Origin of the sequence: Halomonas tibetensis (genome assembly GCF_042643535.1) — a bacterium.
Classification (GTDB): domain Bacteria; phylum Pseudomonadota; class Gammaproteobacteria; order Pseudomonadales; family Halomonadaceae; genus Halomonas; species Halomonas tibetensis.
Genome location: NZ_JBHRSQ010000014.1, coordinates 120028 through 144607, shown reverse-complemented (window position 1 = coordinate 144607; position 24580 = coordinate 120028). Strand labels below are relative to the sequence as shown.

General features: G+C 65.6%; 20 protein-coding genes. 5 read left to right on the top strand and 15 right to left on the bottom strand.

What is annotated here, in order from left to right; genetic code table 11:
* Window positions 1–48: 48 nt before the first annotated feature.
* The gene (locus ACFODV_RS11260; protein ID WP_379759214.1) at window positions 49–540 is read right to left on the bottom strand and encodes an RNA pyrophosphohydrolase; all 492 of its coding nucleotides are present in this window, start codon (window positions 538–540) and stop codon (window positions 49–51) included.
* Window positions 541–731: 191 nt separating this feature from the next.
* Here ACFODV_RS11260 and ACFODV_RS11255 point away from each other — a divergent pair, with 191 nt between their 5' ends.
* Entirely contained in the window at window positions 732–1388 is a 657-nt protein-coding gene (locus tag ACFODV_RS11255) for a histidinol-phosphatase (protein WP_379759211.1), read from the top strand.
* 88 nt (window positions 1389–1476) lie between these two features.
* Here the strand turns inward: ACFODV_RS11255 and ACFODV_RS11250 are convergent, their stop codons facing one another.
* Complete coding sequence (locus ACFODV_RS11250) at window positions 1477–2454, bottom strand: malate dehydrogenase (RefSeq protein WP_379759208.1); 978 nt, start codon at window positions 2452–2454, stop codon at window positions 1477–1479.
* Between the two features lie 189 nt (window positions 2455–2643).
* On the opposite strand from ACFODV_RS11250, the gene ACFODV_RS11245 reads away from it, so the two are divergent.
* Window positions 2644–3735, top strand: coding sequence for an efflux RND transporter periplasmic adaptor subunit (locus ACFODV_RS11245; RefSeq protein ID WP_379759206.1), 1092 nt, complete (start codon window positions 2644–2646; stop codon window positions 3733–3735).
* Window position 3736: 1 nt separating this feature from the next.
* Complete coding sequence (locus ACFODV_RS11240; RefSeq protein ID WP_379759203.1) at window positions 3737–6808, top strand: efflux RND transporter permease subunit; 3072 nt, start codon at window positions 3737–3739, stop codon at window positions 6806–6808.
* Window positions 6809–6867: 59 nt separating this feature from the next.
* Here the strand turns inward: ACFODV_RS11240 and rsd are convergent, their stop codons facing one another.
* The 8 genes from rsd to yrfG all read right to left on the bottom strand — a co-directional run bounded on the left by rsd (window position 6868) and on the right by yrfG (window position 15993).
* Entirely contained in the window at window positions 6868–7362 is a 495-nt protein-coding gene (gene rsd, locus ACFODV_RS11235; RefSeq protein ID WP_379759200.1) for a sigma D regulator, read from the bottom strand.
* A gap of 107 nt (window positions 7363–7469) precedes the next feature.
* Complete coding sequence (locus tag ACFODV_RS11230; protein WP_379759197.1) at window positions 7470–7988, bottom strand: disulfide bond formation protein B; 519 nt, start codon at window positions 7986–7988, stop codon at window positions 7470–7472.
* Window positions 7985–9595: a glutamate--cysteine ligase gene (gene gshA / locus ACFODV_RS11225; RefSeq protein WP_379759194.1), complete on the bottom strand. Its 1611-nt coding sequence runs from the start codon at window positions 9593–9595 to the stop codon at window positions 7985–7987. The genes ACFODV_RS11230 and gshA overlap by 4 nt, the downstream gene beginning before the upstream one ends.
* A 50-nt stretch (window positions 9596–9645) precedes the next feature.
* Window positions 9646–12054 (bottom strand): Tex family protein, encoded by a 2409-nt coding sequence (locus tag ACFODV_RS11220; protein ID WP_379759191.1) that lies wholly within the window; start codon window positions 12052–12054, stop codon window positions 9646–9648.
* A 155-nt stretch (window positions 12055–12209) separates the two neighbouring features.
* Window positions 12210–13763: a phosphoenolpyruvate carboxykinase gene (locus ACFODV_RS11215; protein ID WP_379759188.1), complete on the bottom strand. Its 1554-nt coding sequence runs from the start codon at window positions 13761–13763 to the stop codon at window positions 12210–12212.
* Window positions 13764–14011: 248 nt separating this feature from the next.
* On the bottom strand, window positions 14012–14887 hold the full coding sequence (hslO, locus tag ACFODV_RS11210; protein ID WP_379759185.1) for an Hsp33 family molecular chaperone HslO: 876 nt from the start codon (window positions 14885–14887) through the stop codon (window positions 14012–14014).
* 13 nt (window positions 14888–14900) lie between these two features.
* Entirely contained in the window at window positions 14901–15290 is a 390-nt protein-coding gene (gene hslR / locus ACFODV_RS11205) for a ribosome-associated heat shock protein Hsp15 (protein WP_379759182.1), read from the bottom strand.
* Entirely contained in the window at window positions 15283–15993 is a 711-nt protein-coding gene (gene yrfG, locus ACFODV_RS11200; protein WP_379759179.1) for a GMP/IMP nucleotidase, read from the bottom strand. The genes hslR and yrfG overlap by 8 nt, the downstream gene beginning before the upstream one ends.
* A 74-nt stretch (window positions 15994–16067) precedes the next feature.
* Between yrfG and nudE the strand changes: the two genes are divergently transcribed.
* A complete protein-coding gene (nudE, locus tag ACFODV_RS11195) occupies window positions 16068–16664 on the top strand; it encodes an ADP compounds hydrolase NudE (protein ID WP_379759176.1) in 597 nt (198 codons plus the stop codon).
* On the opposite strand, the gene ACFODV_RS11190 is transcribed toward nudE, so the two are convergent.
* The 4 genes from ACFODV_RS11190 to ACFODV_RS11175 form a co-directional block, all read right to left on the bottom strand.
* A complete protein-coding gene (locus ACFODV_RS11190; RefSeq protein ID WP_379759173.1) occupies window positions 16665–17753 on the bottom strand; it encodes an oxidoreductase in 1089 nt (362 codons plus the stop codon).
* A gap of 101 nt (window positions 17754–17854) precedes the next feature.
* A complete protein-coding gene (locus tag ACFODV_RS11185; RefSeq protein WP_379759170.1) occupies window positions 17855–18403 on the bottom strand; it encodes a hypothetical protein in 549 nt (182 codons plus the stop codon).
* 11 nt (window positions 18404–18414) lie between these two features.
* Window positions 18415–20220 (bottom strand): TRAP transporter permease, encoded by a 1806-nt coding sequence (locus ACFODV_RS11180; protein ID WP_379759168.1) that lies wholly within the window; start codon window positions 20218–20220, stop codon window positions 18415–18417.
* 57 nt (window positions 20221–20277) lie between these two features.
* A complete protein-coding gene (locus ACFODV_RS11175) occupies window positions 20278–21243 on the bottom strand; it encodes a TAXI family TRAP transporter solute-binding subunit (protein ID WP_379759165.1) in 966 nt (321 codons plus the stop codon).
* Between the two features lie 73 nt (window positions 21244–21316).
* On the opposite strand from ACFODV_RS11175, the gene ACFODV_RS11170 reads away from it, so the two are divergent.
* Entirely contained in the window at window positions 21317–22069 is a 753-nt protein-coding gene (locus ACFODV_RS11170) for an SDR family NAD(P)-dependent oxidoreductase (RefSeq protein WP_379759162.1), read from the top strand.
* On the opposite strand, the gene lon is transcribed toward ACFODV_RS11170, so the two are convergent.
* On the bottom strand, window positions 22066–24528 hold the full coding sequence (gene lon, locus ACFODV_RS11165; protein ID WP_379759159.1) for an endopeptidase La: 2463 nt from the start codon (window positions 24526–24528) through the stop codon (window positions 22066–22068). The two genes, ACFODV_RS11170 and lon, sit on opposite strands and share 4 nt — an antisense overlap.
* Between the last annotated feature and the right edge of the window lie 52 nt (window positions 24529–24580).

Genomic DNA, 24580 nt, shown 5'->3' with positions numbered 1-24580 from the left:
GCGAAGAACTCAGCCGAGGAACTCATCCGAGGAACTTAGCCGAAAACCTTAGCCTAACCCCAGGGCCAGGCGCTGGGCACGGGGGGAAAGCTCCTTGAGCGCGCGGCGGTAGACCTCACGCTTGAAGGGCACAACCTGAGCCAGAGGATACCAGTAACTGACCCAGCGCCACCCGTCGAACTCTGGCTGCTCAGTCCCGTCCATGCAGATCTGACTCTCCTGGCAGCGGATCCTCAGCAGGAACCACTTCTGTTTCTGGCCGATGCACACCGGCCGTGAATGGGTACGAATCATGCGTCGCGGCAGGCGGTAACGCAGCCAACCCCGGGTGCAGGCAAGGATATCGACATCGTCGTCCGTCAGGCCGATCTCCTCGAAGAGTTCGCGAAAAAGTGCCTCTTGCGGTGTCTCGTTCGCCTTGATGCCTCCCTGGGGAAACTGCCAAGCATTCTGCCCTACCCGACGCGCCCATAGCAGCTGCCCCTGATCGTTGGCGATGATGATGCCAACGTTAGGGCGAAAGCCGTCAGCGTCGATCACGGACTTCACCTTGTTAAAACCTGAATTAACACCATTCTTCCACAAGGCCACGAACCGCATCAATACGCATTGCGGACGAGCGGGCTGAACTCGAGTCGCAGACGACCCAGTGTTCTGCGATAATCGCCGACTTTCGGCACTGACCGTCACCCCCGACCTTCACCGTTTGCAACCTGCCCATGGGAGTCATCGTGAGCCTGGCCATCTTCGACCTGGACAATACCCTGCTGTCGATCGACAGCGACCACGCCTGGGGAGAGTTTCTGCTCGAGCAGGGCGCCGTGGACCCGGTGGCCTTCCGCGACGCCAATGATCGCTTCCTCGCCGACTACCAGGCCGGCACCCTGGATATTCACGCCTTTCTCGAGGTGGCGCTCAGGCCCCTGGCCGAGAACAGCCCCGAGCAGCTGGCGGCCTGGCATCAGCAGTTCATGGCCAGCAAGATCGAGCCGCACATCCTGCCCAAGGGGGAAGAGCTGGTGGCCCGCCACCGGACTCGCGGCGACACCCTGCTGATCATTACCGCCACCAACCGCTTCATCACCGGCCCCATCGCCGAGAGGCTGGGTATCGACGACCTGATCGCCGTGGAGCCCGAGATGGTAAAAGGTCGCTATACTGGCCATGTGACGGGCACCCCAAGCTACCGCGAGGGCAAGGTCGTTCGCCTGGAGGCGTGGCTAACCGACCAGGGGCTGAGCCTGGACGACGCCTGGTTCTACAGCGACTCCCACAACGATTTGGCGCTACTGGAAAAAGTTGACTATCCCGTCGCGGTAGACCCCGACCCCACCCTTCGCGAGGTGGCAGAGAGTCGGGGTTGGCGGATCATCAGTCTGAGGGATTGAGCGCCGCTTCATGCACAACCCAAAACCCCGCGCAGGAAAGCCTGGCGGGGTTTTTTACGGCTTACAGCTCACAGCTTATCGCTGAAATTCAGCCCAGCAGATGCTCAACGGCGGCACGCTCTTCGCGCAGCTCGTCTTCGGTGGCCTTCATCTTCTGCTTGCTGAAATCGTCAAGCTCGAGACCCTGGACGATCTCGTACTTGCCGCCCTGGCAGGTCACCGGGTAGGAGTAGATGATGCCCGGCTCCACGCCGTAGCTGCCGTCGGACGGAATCGCCATGCTGACAATCTGTCCATCGGTGCCCAGCGCCCAGTCGCGCATATGGTCGATGGCAGAAGAAGCAGCGGAGGCAGCGGAAGAGGCACCGCGAGCCTTGATGATCGCCGCACCGCGCTGCTGCACGTCTGGAATAAAGGTACTCTCGTACCAGTCACGCTCGACCAGGTCAGCCGCCAGCTTGCCGACCACCTTGCAGTGGGCGATATCGGGATACTGGGTGGCGCTGTGGTTGCCCCAGATCACCATGCTCTGGATATCCGTGACGTGCTTGCCGGTCTTCTGGGCCAGCTGGGTCAGGGCGCGGTTGTGATCCAGACGGGTCATGGCGGTGAACTGCTTGGTATCGATATCCGGCGCGTTGCAGGAGGCGATCAGGGCGTTGGTGTTAGCCGGGTTGCCCACCACCAGCACCTTCACGTCGCTGCTGGCGTTGTCGTTCAGCGCTTTGCCCTGCACGGAGAAGATGGCGGCGTTGGCTTCCAACAGGTCCTTGCGCTCCATGCCCGGACCGCGCGGACGCGCGCCGACCAACAGGGCAAAATCGGCGTCCTTGAAGGCGACATTGGGATCGTCGCTGGCGACGATCTCCTGCACCAGCGGGAAGGCGCAGTCGTTCAGCTCCATCACGACGCCATTCAGGGCTTCCATGGCCGGGGGGATCTCGAGCAGCTGCAGGATGATCGGCTGATCCTTGCCCAGCATGTCGCCGGAGGCGATGCGGAAAGCGAGGGAGTAGCTGATCTGACCGGCAGCGCCGGTGATAGCAATACGGACGGGCTGTTTCATGGAGGCTCCTTGATTGTCAACGCACGGGTTATCGCCGTGAGGACGGACCCGCCGGGTTTGCCGCCGGGCCAGCATTCAAACCGGGGCATGTTATGCCTGCACTGCACAAAACTCAATTCGACCTAGGATGAGGACCTGTTGCCGAGGGTGATATGCTGATACGTCATGCTCGCTGATGGATCACCCCGCATGTTGCTTCGACGCCTACCCCTCTCCCCGCTGCTGGCCATCGCCGTGACCCTTGCCCTGGTGGTGTGGCTGGCCTTCGGCGATCTGCAGCGTTTCCAGGACGCTGCACCTGAGGGTGAGGCAGCCGAGGCAGAGCCGGCGGCAAGGGTCGAGGTGGTAACGCAGAAGGCCGAGGCTCACTCCCCACGACTGGTGCTTCAGGGTCAGCTTGCGGCCGACCGCGAACTGACCCTGCGCGCGCGTCAGGCGGGGCGCGTCGAGGCACTCCCCAAGGCGGCAGGCAGCCGGGTCGAGGCCGGCACGGTGCTGCTTGCGCTGGCCCAAGACGAGCTGCCGGCTAGGCTCGAACAGGCCGAGGCGGAGTTGGCCCTGGCCCGCGCCGAACTGGCCGGCGCGGACGACCTGCGCCGCCGACAGCTGATCTCCAACACCGACTACCTGCGCCTGCAGAGCGGCGCCTCCCGCGCCGTTGCCGAGCTGGCAAGCCTGCGCCGCCAGCTCGGCGACACTCGCCCCACCGCCCCCTTCGACGGCGTGCTCGACCGCCTCGACCCCGAGCTTGGCGAATTGATTCAGGTGGGGGAGGCCTGGGGCCTGCTGGTGGACGATACCCGACTGGTCGCCAGAGCCTGGGCCCCCCAGAGGGATGCCCATGGGCTAGAGCCCGGCTTGCCCGCGGAGCTGCATCTACTGGACGGTTCCCGACTGCAGGGCGAGGTGAGTCTGGTCGGCCGACGTGCCGAGGATGAAACACGCACCTTCGCCGTGGAGGCCCGGGTGGCCAACCCCGACCGGCGGCGCCTGGCCGGCGCCAGCGCCACCCTGGTCATCACCCTCCCTGAGCAGCCGGTGCACCGACTCTCCCCCGCCCTGCTGGGGCTCGACGATGATGGCCAGCTGGCGGTAAAGCATCTGGATGACCAGGATCGGGTCGTGCGCACGCCGGTGACCCTGGTCGACGCCTCCAGTGATGACGCCCGGGTCGCGGGGCTACCCGAGCGGGTGCGCCTGATTACCCTGGGCGCCGGTCTGGTGGCCCCGGGCGAACGGGTCGTGCCGGTCGAGGCCGACGCCACACAGGCGTCGCCCTGAGATGCGCACCCTGATCGAAGCTGCCCTGGATCGGTCGCGCACCACCCTGCTGCTGCTGGCCGCCCTGCTGCTGGCTGGCCTGGCCGCCTGGCAGGTGATTCCCAAGGAAGCCAACCCCGACGTTGCCATCCCCATCATCTATGTGTCGCTGTCGCTGGAGGGGGTCAGCCCCGAGGATGGTGAGCGGCTTCTGGTGCGACCCATGGAGCAGGAGCTGCGCAGCATCGAGGGGGTCCGCAAGATGACCTCCCAGGCAAGCGAAGGCCGCGCCGCGGTGACCTTGGAGTTCGATGCCGGCTTCGATCCGGAACAGGCGCTTACCGACGTGCGCGAGAAGGTCGACATCGCCCGGGCCGAGCTGCCCCAGGAGGCCGACGAACCTCGCGTCATGGAGGTCAATGTGGGGCTCTTTCCGGTGCTCTCCATCGGTCTCTCCGGGCCGCTGGAGGAGACCCAGCGCCTGGCCGTGGCGCGCCGTCTGAAGGAGGAGATCGAGGGCATCGCCGAGGTATTGGAGGTCGATATCGGCGGCGACCGCGAAGAACTGTTGGAGATTGTGGTCGACCCCCTGGTGTTGGACACCTACGGCGTCGACTTCGGCACCCTGTTCAACCTGGTCAACCGCAACAACCGCCTGGTGGCGGCGGGCAGCCTGGACACCGGCGCCGGACGCCTGGCGCTCAAGGTACCCGGCGTGATCGAGCGACTCGAGGATGTCATGGCCATGCCGGTGAAGGTGGACGGCGACCGGGTGGTCACCTTCGGCGATGTGGCCTGGATCCGCCCCACCTTCAAGGACCCGGAAGGTTTCGCCCGCATCGACGGCCAGCCGGCGCTGGTGATGGAGATATCCAAACGCGCCGGGGCCAACGTCATCGCCACCATCGAACAGGTCGAGCGCCTGCTCGACGACGCCGGCGGGGTCATACCCGAGGCTCTCGAGATCACCACCATCATGGACCAGTCCGAGATGGTGGAAGAAATGCTCGACGAGCTACTCAACAACGTGCTCACCGCGGTGGTCATGGTGCTGGTGGTGGTTCTTGCCGCCATGGGGTTGCGCAGCGCGCTGATGGTGGGCCTGACCATTCCCGGGGCCTTTCTCAGCGGCATCCTGATGATCTGGACGCTCGGCTATACCCTCAATGTGGTGGTGCTCTTCGCGCTGATCCTGGTGGCCGGCATGCTGGTGGATGGCGCCATTGTGGTCAGCGAGCTGGCCGACCGCCATCTGCGCCAGGGCCAACCGCCCCGAGAGGCCTGGGTGAATGCCGCCGCGCGCATGAGCTGGCCGGTGATCGCTTCCACCGCCACCACCCTGGCCGTCTTCATGCCGCTGCTCTTCTGGCCCGGCGTGGTGGGGGAGTTCATGAAGTACCTGCCAGCCACGGTGATTCTCTGCCTGCTGGCCTCGCTGGCCATGGCGCTGGTATTCCTGCCCACCTTGGGCGGCGTCTTCGGCGTGAGTGCCTCCCGCCGAGAAACCGGGCAGAACCAGAACCGGGTCAGCGTCGGCGGACAACTCTATCGCGCCCTGCTCGCCCGCCTGCTCTCCATGCCGGGACTGACCCTGCTGTTCGCCCTGCTGCTCATGATGCTGATCACCACCGCCTATGCCCGTTTCAACCACGGCGTAGAATTCTTTCCTGCCGTGGAACCGGACAGCGCCCAGGTGCTGGTGCGGACCCGGGGCGACTTTTCTGCTGAGGAGAAGGACGCCGTGGTGCGCCGGGTGGAGGCTCGCCTGTCCGGCATGAGCGAGGTGGAAGCGCTCTACGCCCGCTCCTTCGCCATGCCCAATCAACAGCTCGGCAGCGACGTGATCGGCGTGCTGCAGTTTCAGCTGATCGACTGGCAGCGCCGCCGCCCGGTGGCGGCGATCTTCTCGGAGATGCGCGAGCGCACCGCCGGCCTGCCCGGGGTCATTCTGGAGTTTCGCGAACAGGAGATGGGGCCCGGCGAGGGCAAACCCATCGTCCTGGAGGTGAGCGGCCATGACGATGCCGCCACCGACCGCGCAGTAGAGCGACTGCGCGAGCTGATGGACGGGCTAGGTGGCTTCCGCGACATCGAAGATAACCGCAGCCTGCCCGGGGTGGAGTGGCGAGTGATGGTGGACCGCGAGGCGGCGGCGCGCTTCGGCGCCGATGTCGCGGCGGTGGGCAGCGCCGTTCAGCTGATCACCACCGGCCTGCAGGTGGCCAGCTATCGTCCCGCCGGGGTCAGCGACGAGGTGGACATTCGCGTGCGCCTGCCGGCGGGCTACCGCTCACTGGACCAGCTGGGCCGGCTGACCCTCAATACCGCCCGGGGTCAGGTGCCGATCTCACACTTCGCGGAGCTGGTGCCGGCACCCAAGGTGGGCACCCTGCACCGCATCGACGGCCGCCGCGCGGTGACCCTGGAGGCGGATGTGGCGGAGGGATACCGCAGCGATGAGCGACTGCGCGCCTTGCTGGAGGCCGGCGGCACGCCGCCCGAGGGAGTGATGGTCGAGGTGGCCGGTGAACAGGAAGACCAGCAGGAGGCCAGCCGCTTTCTGGGCAGCGCATTCCTGATCGCCATCGCCATGATGACGCTGATCCTGGTGACACAGTTCAACAGCTTCTATCAGGCGGGACTGGTGCTCACGGCGATCGTCTTTTCCACTGCGGGAGTGCTCATGGGGCTGCTGGTCAACGCCCAGCCGTTCGGCATCGTGATGGTGGGCATGGGCATCATCGCCCTGGCAGGGATCGTGGTGAACAACAATATCGTGCTGATCGACACCTACAATCAGCTGCGTGGCGAGGGGCTATCTCCCGGTGAGGCAGCCCTTGAGGCAGGCGGGCTGCGCCTGCGCCCCGTGCTGCTCACCGCGGTGACCACGGTGCTCGGCCTGACGCCCATGGTGCTGGGGGTAAACGTGAACCTGTTTGCGCCGAGCCTGGGGTTAGGGGCCCCCTCCACCCAGTGGTGGACCCAGCTTTCCAGCGCCATCGCCGGCGGCCTGACCTTCGCCACCGCCCTGACGCTACTGCTGACGCCCTGCATGCTGGTGTTGGGTGGGCGCTTCGAGAAGCGCGCCCGATAAATCGGGCTCCAGGGGACAAGAACGAAAACTATTATCAGAACGAAAGCTATTATTGGCGGCTAGGAGCCCAGCTCGGCTCGGGCCGCATCCGGGGCGTGGGCGGCGTGAACCCGAGCGATCAACTGATCCTCGAGGCCGAAGCGCTCGGTGAGGCCGTGGGCCAGGCGTTCGATCCAGGCGGGCAGCCGACCAAGATGCTGACGCACGCGGCCGGGACTGTTGTACTCGGCATCGAAGGAAAGCACCAGTTCGGTCGACATCTCCAGCCGCGTCAGCAGGCTATCGGCCAGGTTCAGGGCCGCCTCGTCCTCGAAGGCCTTGGCCTCGTCCCGCAACTGGGGGTAGATCTCGAAATGGCCGGCGCTGATGTAGTCCATCAACAGCTCGCTGAAGCGATCGATATCCGCCTTGCTCACCGCTTCCAGTTCAACGTCGCAGGCTTGCTTGAGGGCGACGAAGTGGACCAGCAGCTCGCGGCGCTCATCCAACCAGCGATCGATCAGCTGGTGCACGCCACCCCAGCGTTCCAGGGCGCTCTTGCAGTCTTCCAGCATGGGGAACCTCCGTTGCTCCATGAGGGCCGGTGGCAGGAGACACCGTACCGATGAATCCAGACTCCCCCCTCCCGCGGCGAGTGTCAATCCCCCGCCCGGGCGGGGGCTCAGCGACGCTCGCGGAATGCCGAGAGCACCAGGCCCAGCGGCGCCACGGCCAGCACCACAAAGCCGATCAGCGTCCAGCCTGGCAGCGAGATGCCGAGCAGCAGGAAGTCGATCTCGGCGCATTCGCCGGAGCCGGAGAGCACCATGGCCAGCACGTCCCGCCAGGGCAGCAACTCCATCATGTAGTCGAGGCCTGGACCACAGCTGGGCACCTCGTCAGGGGGCAGCGACTGCAGCCAAAGATGCCGCCAGGCCACGCCGATGCCGCCAATCACGGCAGCCAACCCCAGCACACCATAGACACCCGCACCAACCCGTCCCGTGGGGTTGTGAAGGGCAGCGACAACAAAGACAGCGGCGGCGGCGAGCACTGCCACCCGCTGGAAGATGCACAGCGGGCAGGGGGCAAGCCCGACGACGTGCTCCAGAACCAGGGCCACGCTCATCATCAACACGCAGAAGGCCAACCCGGCCAGGCTCCAGTGGCGCACGCTCAGGCGAGCCAGGGGATGGCTCATGGGCGTGCCTCGCCGATGATGCGCGACTCTCGGGCATGGGCGAAGTAGTCGGCCAGGAAGTCATCGAAGGAGACACGGTCACCGGCTTCGATCTCCTCCTGCTGGCGCATGGACGTTCCTGCCAGCTCCTCGAAGAGCGCCTCACGAGCCGGGTCCATGGGCTCGCGGCGCAGCCGTTCGGCCTGTTCGCGAGCGATGGCCAGCATGGCGTCACTGAACTCTTCGTCGTTCTCCTGCAAGCGCGCGAGCAGCTGCCCGGAGGGCGTGAGAGCAGGATCGGCGAGGCGCGGGGCCATGGCGGCCACGGCGTCACGGTGGGGGCTGCCCTCCTCCAACAGGTCGAGCAGGCCGGCCACGCCGTCGATGGCAGCCAGGATCTCGTCGCCCCATTCCGCCACGCTGCGATCACGACCGCGGTCATTCAGGCGCAGCTCCGGGTCGCGGCCACGCTCCACCACCAGGCGGCGGTTGTCGTCGAGGCTCTCGCACTCCTCATCGGAAATCCAGGGGCTCTCGTCGAGCAGACACCACATCACGAAGGCGTCGATGAAGTAGATCTGCTCCTCATCCAGCCCAAGGGTCAGCAGCGGGTTGAGGTCGAGGCAGCGCACCTCGATGTATTCCACCCCGCCGCCCTCCAGGGCCTGGCTGGGGGTCTCGCCGTGGCGGGTCACCCGCTTGGGGCGGATATCGCTGTAGTACTCGTTCTCGATCTGCAGGATATTGGCGTTCAGCTGGCGCCACTCACCGTCCTCGTTCACGCCCAGCGCCGCATAGGCGGGCCAGGGGGTGGAGATAGCATTGCGCAGGGTGCCCACATAGTTGGAAAGGGAATTGAAGCAGATCTTGAGCTGCTCCTGGACCTTGTTCTGATAGCCCAGGTCCGACATCCTCAGGCTGGTGGCCCAGGGGGAGATCAGGGTCTCGGCACCGTGAGCCTGGAGCTTATCGGGAAGCTCGCCGTCGGGCAGGAAGCTGCGATCCAGCGCCGGGGAAGCGCCAAACAGATAGAGCAGCAGCCAGCTGTGGCGGCGAAAGTTTCGGATCAGCCCAAAGTAGCGCTGTGAGCGATAGTCGGACATGGGCCGTTCGGAGGCTCCCTCCAGCTCGCGCAGCAGTTGCCAGAGGTCCTCGGGCAGCGAGACGTTATAGTGCACCCCGGCGATGGCCTGCATGATCCGCCCATAGCGCACGTCCAGGCCCTTGCGGTAGACCCGCTTCATGGTTCCCACATTGGAGGTGCCGTAGTCGGCGATCGGCACGCTGTCGTTGCCGTCGAGCCGCGAGGGCATGCTGGCCGGCCAGATCAGCTCCTCACCCAGGTAGCGATAGGTAAAGCGGTGCAGATCGCCGAGAAAGGCCATGGCGTCCGCCGGGCGACAGTACACCGGCGTGATGTACTCGAGCAGCGCCTCGGAGTAGTCGGTGGTGACATGCGGATGGGTCAGCTTGGAACCCAGCGCGACCGGGTGCGGGGTCTGGACGATGCGCCCCGCAGGGTCGACGCGCAGCCCCTCCTTCTCAAGACCGCGGCGCAGCCGGCTGAACTGCCCCTGGCGGGCGGGACCGGCCAGGCGCTCGATGAGGGTGGCGAGTGAGTCGGACAAGGTAACACCCCTGGTAGTCGAAAATTAGCGTGGAAAATTAGCGTGGAAGATTAGCGCTTCTGTTTGGCCTTGAGCAGGGCGGCACCGAGAGCGCCCACCTGCCCCTCTGGAGTGTCCGAGCTGCGCCCATTTGCCTTGCGGGAAGCAGGCTGGCCATTGGTTTTGTGGCCATTGGTTTTGTGGCCATCGGATTTCTGGCCCCCGGGCTGGCGGCTGTTGTTGCCTCGGCGCGGCCTACCGCCGCCTTCTTCGTCGGGCTGGTCGTCCAGGCGCATGGTAAGGCCGATGCGGGCCCGCTCAATGTCCACGCTCATCACCTTGACCTTGACGATGTCGCCGGCCTTGACCACCGAACGCGGGTCCTCGACGAACGTGTCGGAGAGCGCCGAGATATGCACCAGGCCATCCTGGTGGACCCCGATATCGACAAAGGCGCCGAAGTGGGTAACGTTCGTGACGGTTCCCTCGAGCACCATGCCGGGCTCCAGGTCCTTGAGCGTCTCGACCCCTTCGCGGAACGCCGCGGCCTTGAACTCCGGCCGCGGGTCACGGCCCGGCTTGTCCAACTCGGCGAGGATATCTGTCACCGTGGGCACGCCAAAGCGCTCGTCGGCGAACTCGGCAGGCTTCACCGACCGAAGGGTGGCGGTGTCGCCAATCAGACTGGCCAGTTCGCGACCGCTCTGGCGGGCGATGCGCTCTACCAGCGAATAGGCCTCGGGGTGCACCGCGCTGGCGTCCAGCGGGTTGGTGCCGTTCATGATGCGCAGGAAACCGGCGCACTGCTCGAAGGTCTTGGGCCCCAGGCGACTGACCTCAAGCAACTCACGGCGGCTGGCGAAGGCGCCTTGCGCATTGCGCCGGGCGACGACCGCCTCGGCCAGGGCCGGTGAGAGGCCGGCCACTCGCGAGAGCAGCGCGCTGGAGGCGGTGTTGAGGTCGACCCCCACGCCGTTCACGCAGTCCTCGATCACCGCCTCGAGGCTTCTCGACAGCTGCAGCTGGGAGACGTCGTGCTGGTACTGGCCCACGCCGATGGACTTGGGCTCAATCTTGACCAGCTCGGCCAGCGGGTCCTGCAGGCGCCGAGCGATGGAGACCGCCCCGCGAATGGTAACGTCGAGATCCGGCATTTCCCGTGAGGCGTACTCCGAGGCGGAGTAGACCGAGGCCCCGGCCTCGCTGACCATCACCTTGGAGAGCGCCCGCTTCGAGGCGAAGGCCTTGACGAGATCACCGGCCAGACGGTCGGTCTCGCGACTGGCGGTGCCGTTGCCCACGGCGATCAGCGCCACATCGTGCTTCTCGACCAGCCTGGCCAGTTCGACCAGGGACGCCTCCCAGGCGTTGCGCGGCGCGTGGGGGTAGAGGGTGGCCTCCTCGAGGAACTGGCCGGTAGCGTCCACCACAGCGACCTTGCAGCCGGTGCGCAGGCCCGGGTCGATGGCCAGCGTCGCCTTCTGCCCCGCCGGGGCGGCCAGCAGCAGATCCTTGAGGTTGGCGGCGAACACCTCGATGGCCGCAAGCTCGGCGCGCTCGCGCAGCCGGCCCAACAGCTCGGTCTCGAGATGGGTGTAGAGCTTGACCCGCCAGGTCCAGCGCACCACGTCGCGCAGCCACTTGTCGGCGGCGCGGCCCTCGTCGCCGCTCCCGTTGAAGATATCGAAGTGCCGCGCGATGGCCACCTGGGCGGGATGGATCGGCGCCTCGTCCTCGCCGGGCAGCCTGATGGCCAGGGTCAACACGCCCTCGTTGCGGGCCCGAAACATCGCCAGCGCCCGGTGAGATGGCGTCCTGGCGAGTTTCTCGTCGTGCTCGAAGTAGTCGGAGAACTTGGCGCCCTCGCGCTCCTTGCCGGCAATCAGCCTGGCGCTGAGCTCGCCCTCCTGCCAAAGCCGCTCGCGCAGCCGACCTACCAGCTCGGCGTCTTCGGCAAAGCGTTCCATCAGGATCTGGCGGGCCCCATCCAGGGCCGCTTTCGTATCCTCGACGGCGGGGACATCGCCTTTCGCCGGGTGAAGATAGCGGGACGCCTCGGTCTCCGGGTCCAGGGTCGGATCGGCCAGCAGCGCCTCGGCCAGCGGCTCAAGCCCCGCCTCGCGAGCGATCTGGGCCTTGGTCCGGCGCTTCTTCTTGTAGGGCAGATAGAGATCTTCCAGGCGCTGCTTGGTGTCGGCGGCCTGGATCTGCCCCTTGAGCTCGGCGGTCAGCTTGCCCTGTTCCTCGATGGCGGCCAGCACCGCCCCACGGCGCTCCTCCAGCTCACGCAGATAGGCGAGGCGCTCGTGAAGGTTGCGCAGCTGAATGTCGTCAAGCCCGCCGGTCACCTCCTTGCGATAGCGGGCGATGAAGGGCACGGTCGCCCCGCCGTCGAGCAGCTCCACCGTCGCCGAGACCTGCTGCGGGCGAACGGAGAGTTCCTCGACGAGGCGCGTGATGATGCGGCTGGTGGCGTCCATGTAACCCCTTCGCTGATGCTCGAAATTCAATCGCGACAAGGTATCACAAGCGCCCCGCCCGCGGCAGGCTTGACGTCCGTGAAAGCAACAGCCCCGCGGCCGGGGCACGCGGGGCTGTTGCAGGGGTCGCGAGACGCGCTGGTGCCGCCAGGCAATCAGGTCAGGCTGGGGCCTGCCTTGACGATGGCCTCGTTGACGCCGTCGAACTTCTTGAAGTTGTCGACGAACTGCTCGGCCAGGTCCTGGCACTTACGGTCGTAGGCGTCCTTGTCTTCCCAGGTATCGCGCGGATTGAGCAGGCTGGAATCAACCCCCGGCACCGCCATCGGCACGTCCAGGTTGAGCCCGTCGAGGCGCTGGGTATCGATCTCGCGCAGCACGCCGGACTGGATGGCGCTGATGATGGCGCGGGTGGTCGGGATGGAGAAGCGCGAACCGCCCTCACCGTAGGAGCCGCCGGTCCAGCCGGTGTTGACCAGGTAGACCTGGGCATCCTTTTCGTCCACGCGTTTGATCAGCAGGTCAGCGTAGACGCGGGCCGGGCGCGGGAAGAAAGGCGCACCGAAGCAGGTGGAGAATGTGGTGGAGAGGCCTTCGGCGGAACCCATCTCGGTGGAACCCACCTTGGCGGTGTAGCCGGAGAGGAAGTGATAGGCCGCGGCTTCCTTGGAAAGCACCGAGACCGGCGGCAGCACACCGCTCATGTCGCAGGTCAGAAAGACGATGGCGTTGGGCTCACCGGCGCGGTTCTCGAGCACGCGCTTCTCGACGTGCTCCAGCGGGTAGGCGGCACGAGAGTTCTGGGTGAGGCTGTCGTCGGCGTAGTTCGGCTCGCGGCGGTCGTCGAGGACCACGTTCTCCAGCACGGTGCCAAACTTGATGGCGTTCCAGATAACCGGCTCGTTCTTCTCGGAAAGATCGATGCACTTGGCGTAGCAGCCACCTTCGATATTGAACACGGTGCCCGGCCCCCAGGCGTGCTCGTCGTCACCGATCAGGTAGCGGGCCGTGTCGGCGGAGAGGGTGGTCTTGCCGGTACCAGAGAGACCGAAGAAGAGGCAGGTCTCACCGTCCTCGCCCACGTTGGCAGAGCAGTGCATCGGCAGCACGTCGAAGCCGGGCAGCAGGAAGTTCTGCACCGAGAACATGGCCTTCTTCATCTCGCCGGCGTAGCGCATCCCGGCAATCAGCACCTTCTTCTGGGCAAAGTTGATGATCACGGCGCCGTCAGAATGGGTGCCATCACGGGACGGATCACACTCGAAGCCGGCGGCGTTGATGATGGTCCACTCCTCCTTGGCGGAGGGGTTGTAGGCCTCCGGGCGCACAAACATGGTGCGGCCAAACAGGTTCTGCCAGGCGGCCTCGGTCTGAACGCGTACCGGCAAGTAGTAGGTCGGATCGCTGCCAACGTGGAGCTCCGACACGAAGTGCTCCTGGCTCAGCAGGTAATCCTCGACGCGGGCCCAGAGGGCATCGAACTTCTCGGCGTCGAAGGGACGGTTGACGCTGCCCCAGTCGATCTGCGCGCTGGTGGACGGCTCATCGACCAGGAAACGGTCCTTGGGTGAGCGCCCGGTGCGCACACCGGTATCCACCACCAGGGCGCCGTTGGCGGCCAGGCGGCCCTCACCGGTGGCCACTGCACGCTCAATCAGTTCTGCGCTGCTGAGGTTGACGTGGGCTTTGGGAGCTTGGGGTGTGGTCATATCGGTTCCTGGGCCTTGCGGCCGATTCTCACGTGTGCCGGGCGTCAGTGGCGACGCAGCGGGTACCTGCCATCGATCGCCGCTGCGGATTTTCCGTCGGGTGGCGAAACGATCGAGCCGAAAAAGCGGCGCCATTATGGCAAAAACCGCCGCCGCGTGAAACGCTGTTTTTGGCCGAAATTCGTGTAGTTTTTCTACAACATGACGCCATTTCACCACAGGAAGCATTGTGCGCCGCAGCAATGCGCTCAGTGGATCACCGGGGGTGATCCCTCGCCCTCGGCCAGCAGCGCCTCAACGTCGACTTCGCCGAAGTGATAACGGGTGTGGCAGAAGTGGCACTGAGTATCGATGCTGCCGTGCTCGGCCAGCACCTCGCGCAGCTCCGCTTCGCCCAGGGTCAGCAGCGCGGAGGAGATCCGCTCCCGAGAACAGGTACAGCCGAAACGCAGCGACTTGGGGTCGAAGATCCGCACCGGCTCCTCGTGATAAAGACGCTGCAGCAGCTGTTCGGGAGCCAGCGCCAGCAGCTCTTCATCCATGACCGTATCGGCCAGCAGGACGCTGCGGTCCCAGGCATCAAGGTCCTGGTTCTGCGACTCGTCCGGCATGCGCTGAAGCAGCAGCCCGCCGGCACGGTGGCCGTCCGCCGCCAGCCACAGGTGCGTAGGCAGCTGCTCCGACTGAACGAAGTAGGCGGCCAGGCAGCCGGCCAGGCTGTCGTGATCCAGGGCGACGATGCCCTGATAGCGATTCCCCTCCCGGGGGTCCAGGGTGATCATGATCTGCCCGCCGCCGAGCAGCTCGAGAAAGCCCACATCATCGGCCGGGGCCGGAGCATCCTCGGCCAGACGGGCGATGGCGCGCAGCTCGCCACCGGGATTGGACTCGGCCATCAGCATGGCCAGAGCCCCCTTGCCACGCACCTCGATGCTCAGGGTGCCATCGAGCTTGACGGTGTCGGTGAGCAACGCCACGGCGGCGAGCAGCTCGCCCAGCAGGCGGTTGACCACCGGCGGGTAGTCGTGGCGAACGAGCACCTCGGCATAGGCCTGCTCAAGGGTCACGAGCTCGCCGCGGACATTGGTATTATCGAAGAGGAAACGCTGGATCTGGTCGGTCATCTTGACTCTCTGGCTAGTCGTCGGGCTGCTGACGCTGGAAACGCTGAATGTCACGGCGCTGCTTCTTGTCGGGGCGCTTGAGCGGATGCTGCATGGCCTGATTGGTGAGACGTCGCGCCTCGGCCTCGCGTTCACGGCGCACCGCGCTCTCCTCGGTCTCCCGGTAGAGCGCACGCGCCTCGGGAGCGCCGCGGCGCTGGTCGGAGAGCGCGACGACCTCCACCTCCATGAGATCCCACCCCTGGGGCACACGGACGAGGGCGCCCAGCTCGACGCTCCTGCTGGTCTTGGCCCGGGCGCCGTTATAGTGCACCTTGCCACCCTCGATGGCCTTCTTGGCCAGGCCCCGGGTCTTGAAGAAGCGCGCCGCCCACAGCCACTTGTCGAGCCGAACGCTATCCATGGGCTCCCTCCTCCGGCGCGCGCCCAGCGACGGTGCGCTGGCCAGGGGGCAGGTTGCCGGGAAAGATCGACGCGAAGCGGTCCAGGGCAATGAACTCCTCGAGCTCCTTCTCCGGCCGCATGCTGTCGGGCTGCTTGATGCCCAGCAGATGGCGAATCCCGAACTCCCGAGCGCTCTCCAGCACCCGGGGATTGTCGTCGATGAACAGGGTGCGCGCCGGGTCGAAGGGCTCGACTTCCTGCAGCGCCAACCAGAACGCCTGGTCCTCCTTGGGGACGCCCAGATCCGCCGAGGAGACGATGGCATCCAGGTACTCCTCCAGGCCGGTCAACGGCAGCTTCAGCTCGAGGCTCGCCCGATCGGCATTGGTTGCCAGTACTACCCGGGGGTGTGCCCGCTTGAGCCACTTGAGAAAGTCCAGAGCATCGCCGCGCAGCCCGATCAGATGCTGGATCTCGCGTTTGAGGGCAACGATATCGAGGTCAAGCTCGCGGCTCCAGTAGGCCAGGCTGTACCAGTTGAGAGTGCCCTGCTCGCGCAGCACCTTCGAGCGCACCACCTCCTGAGTGGCCTCGTCGAGCTGATGCAGCTCCATGTAGCGTCTGGGCAGGTGTTCCAGCCAGAAGTGGCTGTCGAAATGGAGGTCCAGCAGGGTGCCGTCCATGTCGAGCAGGACGGTATCGATGGCGCGCCAGTCGATCATCGCGACTCCCGGGTGGTGGCAGACAAGGAGTGGTATTGTATCAGGCGACCTCCCTACCCAGAAACGGAGCCTGTATGTCCCACCCTCCCCGGTCAGACTCAGAGTGGCCGCAAAAGCCCCGCGTTCTCGCCCGCCAGACGGTGGCCAGAAGCCGACTGTTCCACGTCGAGTCTCTCGACCTGCGATTCTCCAACGGCGAGGAGCGCACCTTCGAGCGGCTCACCGGCAGCGACCAGGGCGCGGTGATGATCGTCGCCATGCCTGATCCTGAGCACGTGCTGTTGATCCGCGAGTACGCTGCCGGCTTCGAGGACTACGTGCTGACCCTGCCCAAGGGGCTGGTGGACCCGGGCGAGGACATCGTCACCGCTGCCAACCGAGAACTGATGGAGGAGTGCGGCTTTGGTGCGCGCAGCATGGAGCCGCTGGTAGAGCTCTCGCTGGCGCCCAACTACATGCGCCACCGCATGCAGGTCATGCTGGCCAAGGATCTCTATCCGAAGCGGCTGCCCGGCGACGAGCCCGAGCCGCTGATCGTCGAGACCCACTCGATCAATGAGCTCTCCTCGCTGCTTACCCGGGAAGACTTCCACGAAGCCAGGGCCATCGCCGCGCTCTATATTGCCAGGGAGCGGCTACGCGCCGAGTCCACTTCGGATTCGCTCTGGTAGTCAGCGGCGCGCGGCGTGCAGCCGGCGCCGCAGGTCGTTGCCTTCCTTGAGGCGCAGCCAGCGTCCCTGGCGATAGCTATCCAGACCGCTCTCGAGCAGGGACATGACGTCCATGGCCTCATCGAGGGTCACCGGCGGTGGCGCGCCTTGCATCAGTGCCGCAGCAATGCCCCCGTAGTAGTCGGGCCAGTCGCCCGGCAGGTTGGGGTATGCCTGACCCGTGGGTGACTCACCCTCGCCTTCGGCCAGGGTCAAACGCCCCGCCAGTGGATCATCTCCCCAGCCAGGTGTCGGAACGCGCCCTGCCCTGAGCCACGCCTCCTGGGGGTCTAAGCCAAACTTCACGTAGCTGCCACGGGTGCCGTGCACTCGAAAACGCGGCGTAGGCTCGGCCACCAGGGAACTCGCCTGGAGGGTCACCCGCAGGCCGTCATACTCCAGTAGGCAGAGGAAATCGTCGTCCACCTCGGCGCCGTTGCGCACTGTGGCGAGCTCTAGCAGGATCGCCCGAGGCATTCCGAACAGGACCCTCGCCTGGTCAAGCAGATGCGGCCCCAGGTCGAACCAGATCCCACTGCCCGGCTGGTGGTGGTCGCGCCAGCGGTCGGTGACCGTGGGGCGAAATCGATCGAGTCGCGACTCCAGCGCCACCACTCGCCCCAGGGTCCCGGCCTCGAGCAGCGCACGCAGGGTCAGGAAGTCGCTGTCCCAGCGGCGATTATGAAAGACACTGACCAGCCGCTCGGCGCCCTCCGCCTGGCTGCGCAGCCGCCGCGCCTCGTTAAGAGAGACGGCAAAGGGCTTGTCGATGACCAGATGCTTGCCTGCCGCCAGGGCGGCCTTGGCCAGCGGGTAGTGGGTCTCGTTGGGGGTGGCAATCACGACCAGATCGATATCGCGCCGTGCCAGCAGCGCCGGCGGCTTCGCCAGCACGTCCATGTCGGGCAGGTCGGCATGGACCTTGTCGGCATCGCCGCTGACCACGGCGGCCAGTTCCAGGCCGGGCGTCGCCTGGATCAGCGGGGCATGAAAATTCCGCCCCGACATGCCGTAGCCGATCAAACCGACGCTGAGGGTGTGGGTCTTCATGAAGCGGCTTCCCTGCTGATAGGGCCTACCCGGCACGGAGCCGGGGCGTTTCTGATGGCCAGGCCATGGATTCTGTCATGCGATCGGCCGCCAGGCCAGGTTCAGGAAAGCACCAGCGGGCTGGTGTCCGGCAGTGGATGTTTGCCATAGAGCACCCAGACATCCAGCGCCGGCCCCAGATCCTCGATCAGCCTCAGCGCTACGGCGTGTTGGTCCAGCACGTCCCGGGCGCAGATGGCGGCGTCGAAGCGGCCGGCCAGCAAGCCCTCGGCCGCGGCGACGATGGTGGGCACCTCGACCCGCGCATCGAAGGCCGCAAGGTCCGTGTAATACCGCGTTGCCGGCTGAAAGCCCACGCTTTCGGGCTTGGCGACTTCGGACCGAGCCAGCAGCGCCAGCGCACGACTGCCCGCCACGAACAGGTCGACCGGAAAGGCACGATGCATATAGCGCCCGACGCAGTCGGCATGAATGAAGTGAGCCGTGCACTGCAGCACACTATCCACTTCACCGGCCATCAGCGCCTCGAAGGCGGCGAAGAAGTCGCCAAACAGCAGAATCTCTGTCGAGGCGGGAGCGTGGCGGTCGCCGTAGCGACGTGCAATCAGCGCGTGATTGCTGCCGATGGGCCCCAGGGTGGCGATCCGCATTGTGTCGTCTCCTACAGCATGAAGATGATCAGCGCGCCGGCGACCACCAGCAGGGCGCGCAGCCAGAGCGCTCGGCGTGCGATAACGCCAAACGAAATGCCGCCAAGGCCAACGGCGATCTTGACCCCATCGAAGATCGCCCCTGCCGGATCGGAGGCCAGACGAATCACGTCGGGATTGGCGACCATGGCCAGGGGAATGATGTAGAGCCCGATGCCCAGCGCCATGGCCTTGAACGCCACCTTCAGCCAATTCTCCCCCACCATGCCGGCGGCAATGAAGACGCCGCCACAGACCGGCGGCGTAATAGTGGAAAGCAGCGCGAACCAGAACACGAAGAGATGGGCCAGCAAGGGTTCCAGCCCCAGCGAGATCAGCGCCGGCCCCGCCACGGAAACACAGATGACGTAGGCCGCGGTAGTCGGCACTTCCATGCCCAGGACCAGGCAGGCCAGCGCGGTGAGCAACAGCGCCGGCCACAGCATCTCGTTGGAGAGTGACAGGATCCCCGAGGTGATCTTCACCCCCAGCCCGGTGAGTGACAGCACCCCGATGACCAGGGAGGCGCAGATGATGATGGCCCCGATCACCGCGACCTGACGCCCCGCCGTGAACAGCGCCTCGGCCAGACGCGTGCCGAAGCCTCGCAGCGAGAAGCTGAGCGTGACGTCGAAGAACAGCAGTGCCAGGCCGGCAAAGACCGCCAGGCTGGCGGCATATTGTGGCGTGTAGCCACCCAGAAAGATGCGCTCCAGCAGCAGCACAAAGGGCACCGCAAAGAACATCGAGGTGATCAGCACCTCACGACCCGAGGGGCGTTCTTCTTCGGCCATGGGGCGCAGATCATGGCGCGTGGCATAGGCGTTGATGCCGATCCAGACCGTGACGAAGTAGAGAATGGCCGGGATCATGGCCGCCGCCATGATCTGGGTATAGGGGGTGCCGGTCAGCTCGACCATGACGAAGGCTCCGGCGCCCATCAGCGGTGGCATGATCTGTCCGCCGGAAGAGGCTACGGCTTCCACGCCACCGGCCAGGGAGCGCGGATAGCCGAGGCGCACCATGGACGGAATCGTGATGGCGCCGGTGGAAGCGACGTTGGCCGACGCCGAGCCGGAGATCGAGCCCATCAGCGCCGAGGAGATGACCGACACCTTGGCGGCTCCGCCGGTGAGACGTCCCGCCACGGCGCTGGCCATGTTCATGAATCCACGCCCCGCCTCTCCGGCGTTGAGCACGGCGCCGAAGATCACGAAGATCGCCACCACGCCGACGCTCACCCCGGTTAGCGACCCCCACAGGCCACCCTCCGAAATGGTCAAGGTGCCCACGAAGCTCTGCACCGGCATACCGGGGTGTCCAAACTGACCGGGGATATGCGAGCCAAAGACCCCATAGAGGAGCGCGCAGAGCGCTACCGTGGGCAGCGGCCAGCCGATGGCACGGCGCGCCGTTTCAAGGGTCAGCCCGATCAGAAATACCCCGATCGTCATCTGCAAGGAGGTATCGATAAAGCCGTACTGATTCGCCAGCGCCTGCTCGTTGAAGACGATGTAGCCGCAGGCGGCAATGCCCAGCGCCGTCAGCAGCCAGCCACTCCAGCGCTCGAAGGGGGTTTGAGCCAGCAGGATCAGGATCCACGGCAGCGCCAGCGCCATATGAATGGGCCGACTGATCAGCGCAGGGGTCAGACCGTAGAAGATCAGCCCCAGATGGAAAATAACGCTGACGCCGCCCAGCACCACCCAGAGCGGGTGCAGGCGCGACGCCGTAGCATCGCCGGCATCGGCCGACGATGAAGAAAGAGAAAGGGACATGCGGCTTACCTTGCTGACGCGAGGCGCCCCCGGGAGGCCAGGGGCGCCGGGGGGACATTAACGCAGGGCGTCGGGTATTTCGATGCCGGCTTCATCGTAGTAGCGTGCGGCGCCCGGATGCAGGGTCCCGGCGATGTTGCCGACCATGTCGTGGGTGATGCCCCCCCACCAGGCGGTCTCTTCGGCCATGGCGTCACGCCGCTCCCAGAAGGTCCTGGTCAGGGTGTAGGCGGTGTCGTCATCCATGCTGGTGGTGGTGTAGGCGATCACCGGCAGCGAGGTGGTCTCGACATCCTGATCGATACCGGGATAGGTGCCTCCCGGAATGGTCTGCCGAGCCGCTCCCGTCTGTGCAATCTGCTCATCGGTAAGGCTGACCAGGCTCACGGCCATGCTGGCGGCCGTCTCGATCACGTTGGGCGTGGGGAAGGAGCTGGCGGTGACGAAGGCCTCGATCTGGCCGTTCTTCAGGGCGTCAGGACCACTGCCGATATTGGCACTGGCCACCTGGACCTTGTCCAGCAGGTCGAACATCTCCAGATAGCGCTCCGCCTCACGAGCGCCGAAGGTGCCGCGACCAATGAGGATATGCTTGCCTTCGAGTTCTTCCAGACCGATCACGCCCTCGTCGCCGGCCACCACAAAGTGCATGGTGATCGCAGGAATCGGGAAAAGGCCGCGAATTTCCTGAAAGCGGGGGTTCTGACGCTCGGCAAAGGCGCCCTCGCCTGCCATGGCCTGCGTCACCAGCCCCGGCGGCGTGGTAAAGACATAGTTGCCCTGGCGTGCCATCACCTCCATGACGTTCTGCACCGAGCCCTGGCTTTCTTCCAGGGTCAACACGACCTCGCCATCGGACCCCTGGCGGATCGCTTCCGAGAGCTCGACCCCCATCTGATAGTAGGCGGTACCCGCCGAAGCGGACTTGTAGGTGACGCGGGTCTCCGCCTGAGCTTGAAAAGCCGCGGTGCCGATCAGGACGGCCGTCGCGGACGCCAGCAGATGGCGGGTGAAGTGGGGCATGCTGTTCTCCTTGGGTGTCCAGAATCCACAAACCACTATAATGCCGATTTTCCAGGCGAGGAACCTTTTTGCCATGACAGGACAAGACGTTGCGCTACTCGGCGCCGGCGGTGGGATCGGTCGCGCCATCGCCGAGATGCTAGTGGAGCAGGGAGCGCGACTCTGGCTGCTGGATCTGGAGGAGCGAAGAAGCCCACTCGACAGCCTGCTGTCATCTGGCCCGGAGCAGGCCCGTTTTATCGCCATTGACCTCTGCGATGAGAGCAGTATTACGGCGGCGTTCCGCGAGATCGGCAAAGACGCCGGGGGTCTCGACGCCTGTATCAATGCGGCCGGCATCATTCACCGCGCCCGCTTCCTGGAGACCTCGGCGCACGCCCTGGCGCAGGTGATGGCGATCAACGTCACCGGCCCCTTTCAGGCCCTGCAGCACGCCGTTAGGCTCATGCCGCAGGGCGGGCGAATCGTCAATATTGCCTCGGCTCACGGCCTGCGCACCAGCGCCGAGCGCAGCGCCTACGCCATGAGCAAGGGTGCCATCCTGTCCCTGACACGCGCCCTCGCCGTGGAGCTGGGCCCCCAGGGCATTCTCGTCAATGCGGTGGCGCCGGGGCCGGTCAGTGTCGGCATGCAGGACGCCGACTCCGAATCGCGACGCCGCTGGCAGGCCGCCACCCCCCTCGGACGAGTGGCACGCCCCGACGAAGTGGCCCGGGCGGTGCTTCAGCTCGCGTCTCCCCTGAACACCTTCATCACCGCCCAGACGCTGGTGCTGGACGGCGGGGCGACCGCCAACCTGGGCGGGGAACCAGACAGGCCCGGCTAGCCGAACACCACCTTGGCAACGTCCTTGTAGCGCTTGGCGAAGTGCACCGTCATGCCTTCCCTGAGGTGGCCGGGCAGCTCGTCGAAGTCGCGGCGGTTTGCGTCGGGCAGGATCAACTCGAAGATGTCGCTGCGCCGGGCGGCGATCACCTTCTCGCGGATGCCGCCCACCGGCAGCACCTGGCCGGTGAGCGTCAGCTCGCCGGTCATGGCCAGCGGCCGGTCGATGGCATGGTGTTTGGCCAGGGAAAGCAGTGCCGTGGTCATGGTCACCCCCGCCGAGGGGCCGTCCTTGGGCGTGGCGCCCTCCGGCACGTGCAGGTGCACGAAGGCGGAGTCAAAGAAGTCAGTGTCGGCGCCGTACTCTCCCAGGTGCCCCAGCACATAGCTGTAGGCGATGTTGGCCGACTCCTGCATCACTTCGCCGAGCTTGCCGGTCAGCTTGAAGCCCCGGGTCAGCGAGTGCACCTTGCCGGCCTCGATGGGCAGGGTGGCCCCCCCCATGGACGTCCAGGCCAGACCCGTGACCACGCCCTCCCCCGTCAGCACCTCCTCCTTGCGGAAGGTCGGCGCACCGAGGAAGGTTTCGAGATTCTTCACCGAGACCTTCACCGACTGCTGCTCGTTTTCCAGCAGCATCACCGCCGCCTTGCGCACGATACGGTGCAGCTGCTTCTCAAGCTGACGCACCCCCGCCTCTCGGGCGTAACCCTCGACCAGCTGACGCAGCGCCGCCTCGGTGAGGTTGATGCGCTTCTTGGGAATATTGGCCCGCTTGAGCAGCCGGGGCCAAAGATGGTTCCTGGCGATGGCCAGCTTTTCCTCAGCGATATAGCCGGAGAGGCGAATCTGCTCCATGCGGTCGAACAGCGGACCCGGAATCGCATCCAGGGTGTTCGCGGTGCAAACAAAGAGCACCTTGGAGAGGTCCACGCGCACGTCCAGATAGTGATCGAGGAAGTCGACGTTCTGCTCCGGGTCCAGCACCTCGAGCAGCGCCGAGGCGGGGTCGCCCTGGAAGGACTGGCCCATCTTGTCGATCTCGTCGAGCATGATCACCGGATTCTCGACCTCAACCTCCTTGAGGGCCTGCGCCAGCTTGCCGGGCATGGCGCCGATGTAGGTGCGCCGATGCCCCTTGATCTCCGCCTCGTCGCGCATACCGCCCACCGAGAAGCGGTAGAATTCGCGCCCCAGGGCCTCGGCGATGGAGCGGCCGATGGAGGTCTTGCCGACCCCGGGCGGGCCGACCAGCAGCAGGATGGAGCCGCCCACGTCGCCCTTGAAGGTGCCCTCGGCGAGAAACTCGATGATGCGCTCCTTCACGTCGGCCAGACCGTCATGGTCGCGGTCGAGCACCTGCCGGGCATGGGCCAGGTCGAGCTGGTCCTGGGTGTGCACGCCCCAGGGCATGCTCGTCAGCCAGTCGAGATAGTTGCGGGTGGTGCCGTATTCCGGCGACCCGGTTTCCAGCACCGAGAGTTTATCGAGTTCCTCCTCGATGCGGGTCAATACCTTTGGCGGCACCACCAGGCTCTCCAGGCGGTCGCGAAAGGTATCGACGTCGTTTTCGCGGTCGTCCTTGGAGATGCCCAGCTCACGCTGGATCACCTTGAGCTGCTCACGCAGGAAGAACTCCCGCTGGCGCTCCTGCATCTGGGCGTTGACCTGGTCGCTGATCTCGCTCTGTAACTGAGCGACCTCGATCTCCTTGCGCAGCAGCGGCAGCACCTTCTGCATGCGAGGAAGCACCGGCAGGGTGGCCAGCACGTCCTGCAGCTCACGCCCTTTAGCGGAGGTGATAGCGGCGGCAAAGTCGGTGAGAGGGCCCGGTTCATGGGGGCTGAAGCGGTTGAGGTAGTGCTTGAGCTCCTCGCCGTAGAGCGGGTTGATCGGCAGCAGCTCCTTGATGCCGTTGATCAACGACATAGCGTAGGCGCGAGCCTCATCGGCCTCGGCGTCCACTGGCTCGCGGGGGTAGCTCACCTCAACCAGATAGGGGGGCTCACTGGAGAGCCAGCGCTGAATGCGAAAGCGCTGCAGCCCCTGGGCGATAAACTGCAGCTGCCCCTCCTCGCTCTGCAGCTTGTGCATCTTTACCGCGGTGCCGATCTCGGGGAAGTCGTCCTGGGCCAACCCCTCCAATGCGCCCTCCCCCACGAAAGCCAAGCCCACGGTGCGATGCGCTGTCTTGGCGACGCGCTGTATGGTCTCGTCCCAGCGCTCGCGATTGATCACCAGCGGCTGCACCTGAGCCGGGAAGAAAGGGCGGTTATGGATCGGCAGCAGGTAGATACGTTCGGGAAGGGTGTCGCGGGCCGGCACCATGGCGTGCTGGCTCTCGCTGGGCTGGCTATCACTGCTCTGGTCGCCGAGGTCAAAGAGCTCATCCTCGTCGAGGGAGTCGTGCAGCCACTCCGGCGCATCCGGGTCGTGGTGCCGATCCTGCTCGTCGCTCATGGTCATCATCCTGATCCGATGGTGGCTTGTGCCAATGGCTCAGGGATGCGGG

Coding starts and splice junctions, on each gene's coding strand:
- ACFODV_RS11240 (WP_379759203.1), top strand. CDS start 3,737: ATGCGCACCCTGATCGAAGCTGCCCTGGATCGGTCGCGCACCACCCTG.
- ACFODV_RS11215 (WP_379759188.1), bottom strand. CDS start 13,763: ATGACCACACCCCAAGCTCCCAAAGCCCACGTCAACCTCAGCAGCGCA.
- ACFODV_RS11175 (WP_379759165.1), bottom strand. CDS start 21,243: ATGCCCCACTTCACCCGCCATCTGCTGGCGTCCGCGACGGCCGTCCTG.
- hslR (WP_379759182.1), bottom strand. CDS start 15,290: ATGGATAGCGTTCGGCTCGACAAGTGGCTGTGGGCGGCGCGCTTCTTC.
- ACFODV_RS11180 (WP_379759168.1), bottom strand. CDS start 20,220: ATGTCCCTTTCTCTTTCTTCATCGTCGGCCGATGCCGGCGATGCTACG.
- ACFODV_RS11170 (WP_379759162.1), top strand. CDS start 21,317: ATGACAGGACAAGACGTTGCGCTACTCGGCGCCGGCGGTGGGATCGGT.
- lon (WP_379759159.1), bottom strand. CDS start 24,528: ATGAGCGACGAGCAGGATCGGCACCACGACCCGGATGCGCCGGAGTGG.
- rsd (WP_379759200.1), bottom strand. CDS start 7,362: ATGCTGGAAGACTGCAAGAGCGCCCTGGAACGCTGGGGTGGCGTGCAC.
- ACFODV_RS11220 (WP_379759191.1), bottom strand. CDS start 12,054: ATGGACGCCACCAGCCGCATCATCACGCGCCTCGTCGAGGAACTCTCC.
- ACFODV_RS11185 (WP_379759170.1), bottom strand. CDS start 18,403: ATGCGGATCGCCACCCTGGGGCCCATCGGCAGCAATCACGCGCTGATT.
- ACFODV_RS11245 (WP_379759206.1), top strand. CDS start 2,644: ATGTTGCTTCGACGCCTACCCCTCTCCCCGCTGCTGGCCATCGCCGTG.
- hslO (WP_379759185.1), bottom strand. CDS start 14,887: ATGACCGACCAGATCCAGCGTTTCCTCTTCGATAATACCAATGTCCGC.
- yrfG (WP_379759179.1), bottom strand. CDS start 15,993: ATGATCGACTGGCGCGCCATCGATACCGTCCTGCTCGACATGGACGGC.
- ACFODV_RS11230 (WP_379759197.1), bottom strand. CDS start 7,988: ATGAGCCATCCCCTGGCTCGCCTGAGCGTGCGCCACTGGAGCCTGGCC.
- ACFODV_RS11250 (WP_379759208.1), bottom strand. CDS start 2,454: ATGAAACAGCCCGTCCGTATTGCTATCACCGGCGCTGCCGGTCAGATC.
- ACFODV_RS11190 (WP_379759173.1), bottom strand. CDS start 17,753: ATGAAGACCCACACCCTCAGCGTCGGTTTGATCGGCTACGGCATGTCG.
- nudE (WP_379759176.1), top strand. CDS start 16,068: ATGTCCCACCCTCCCCGGTCAGACTCAGAGTGGCCGCAAAAGCCCCGC.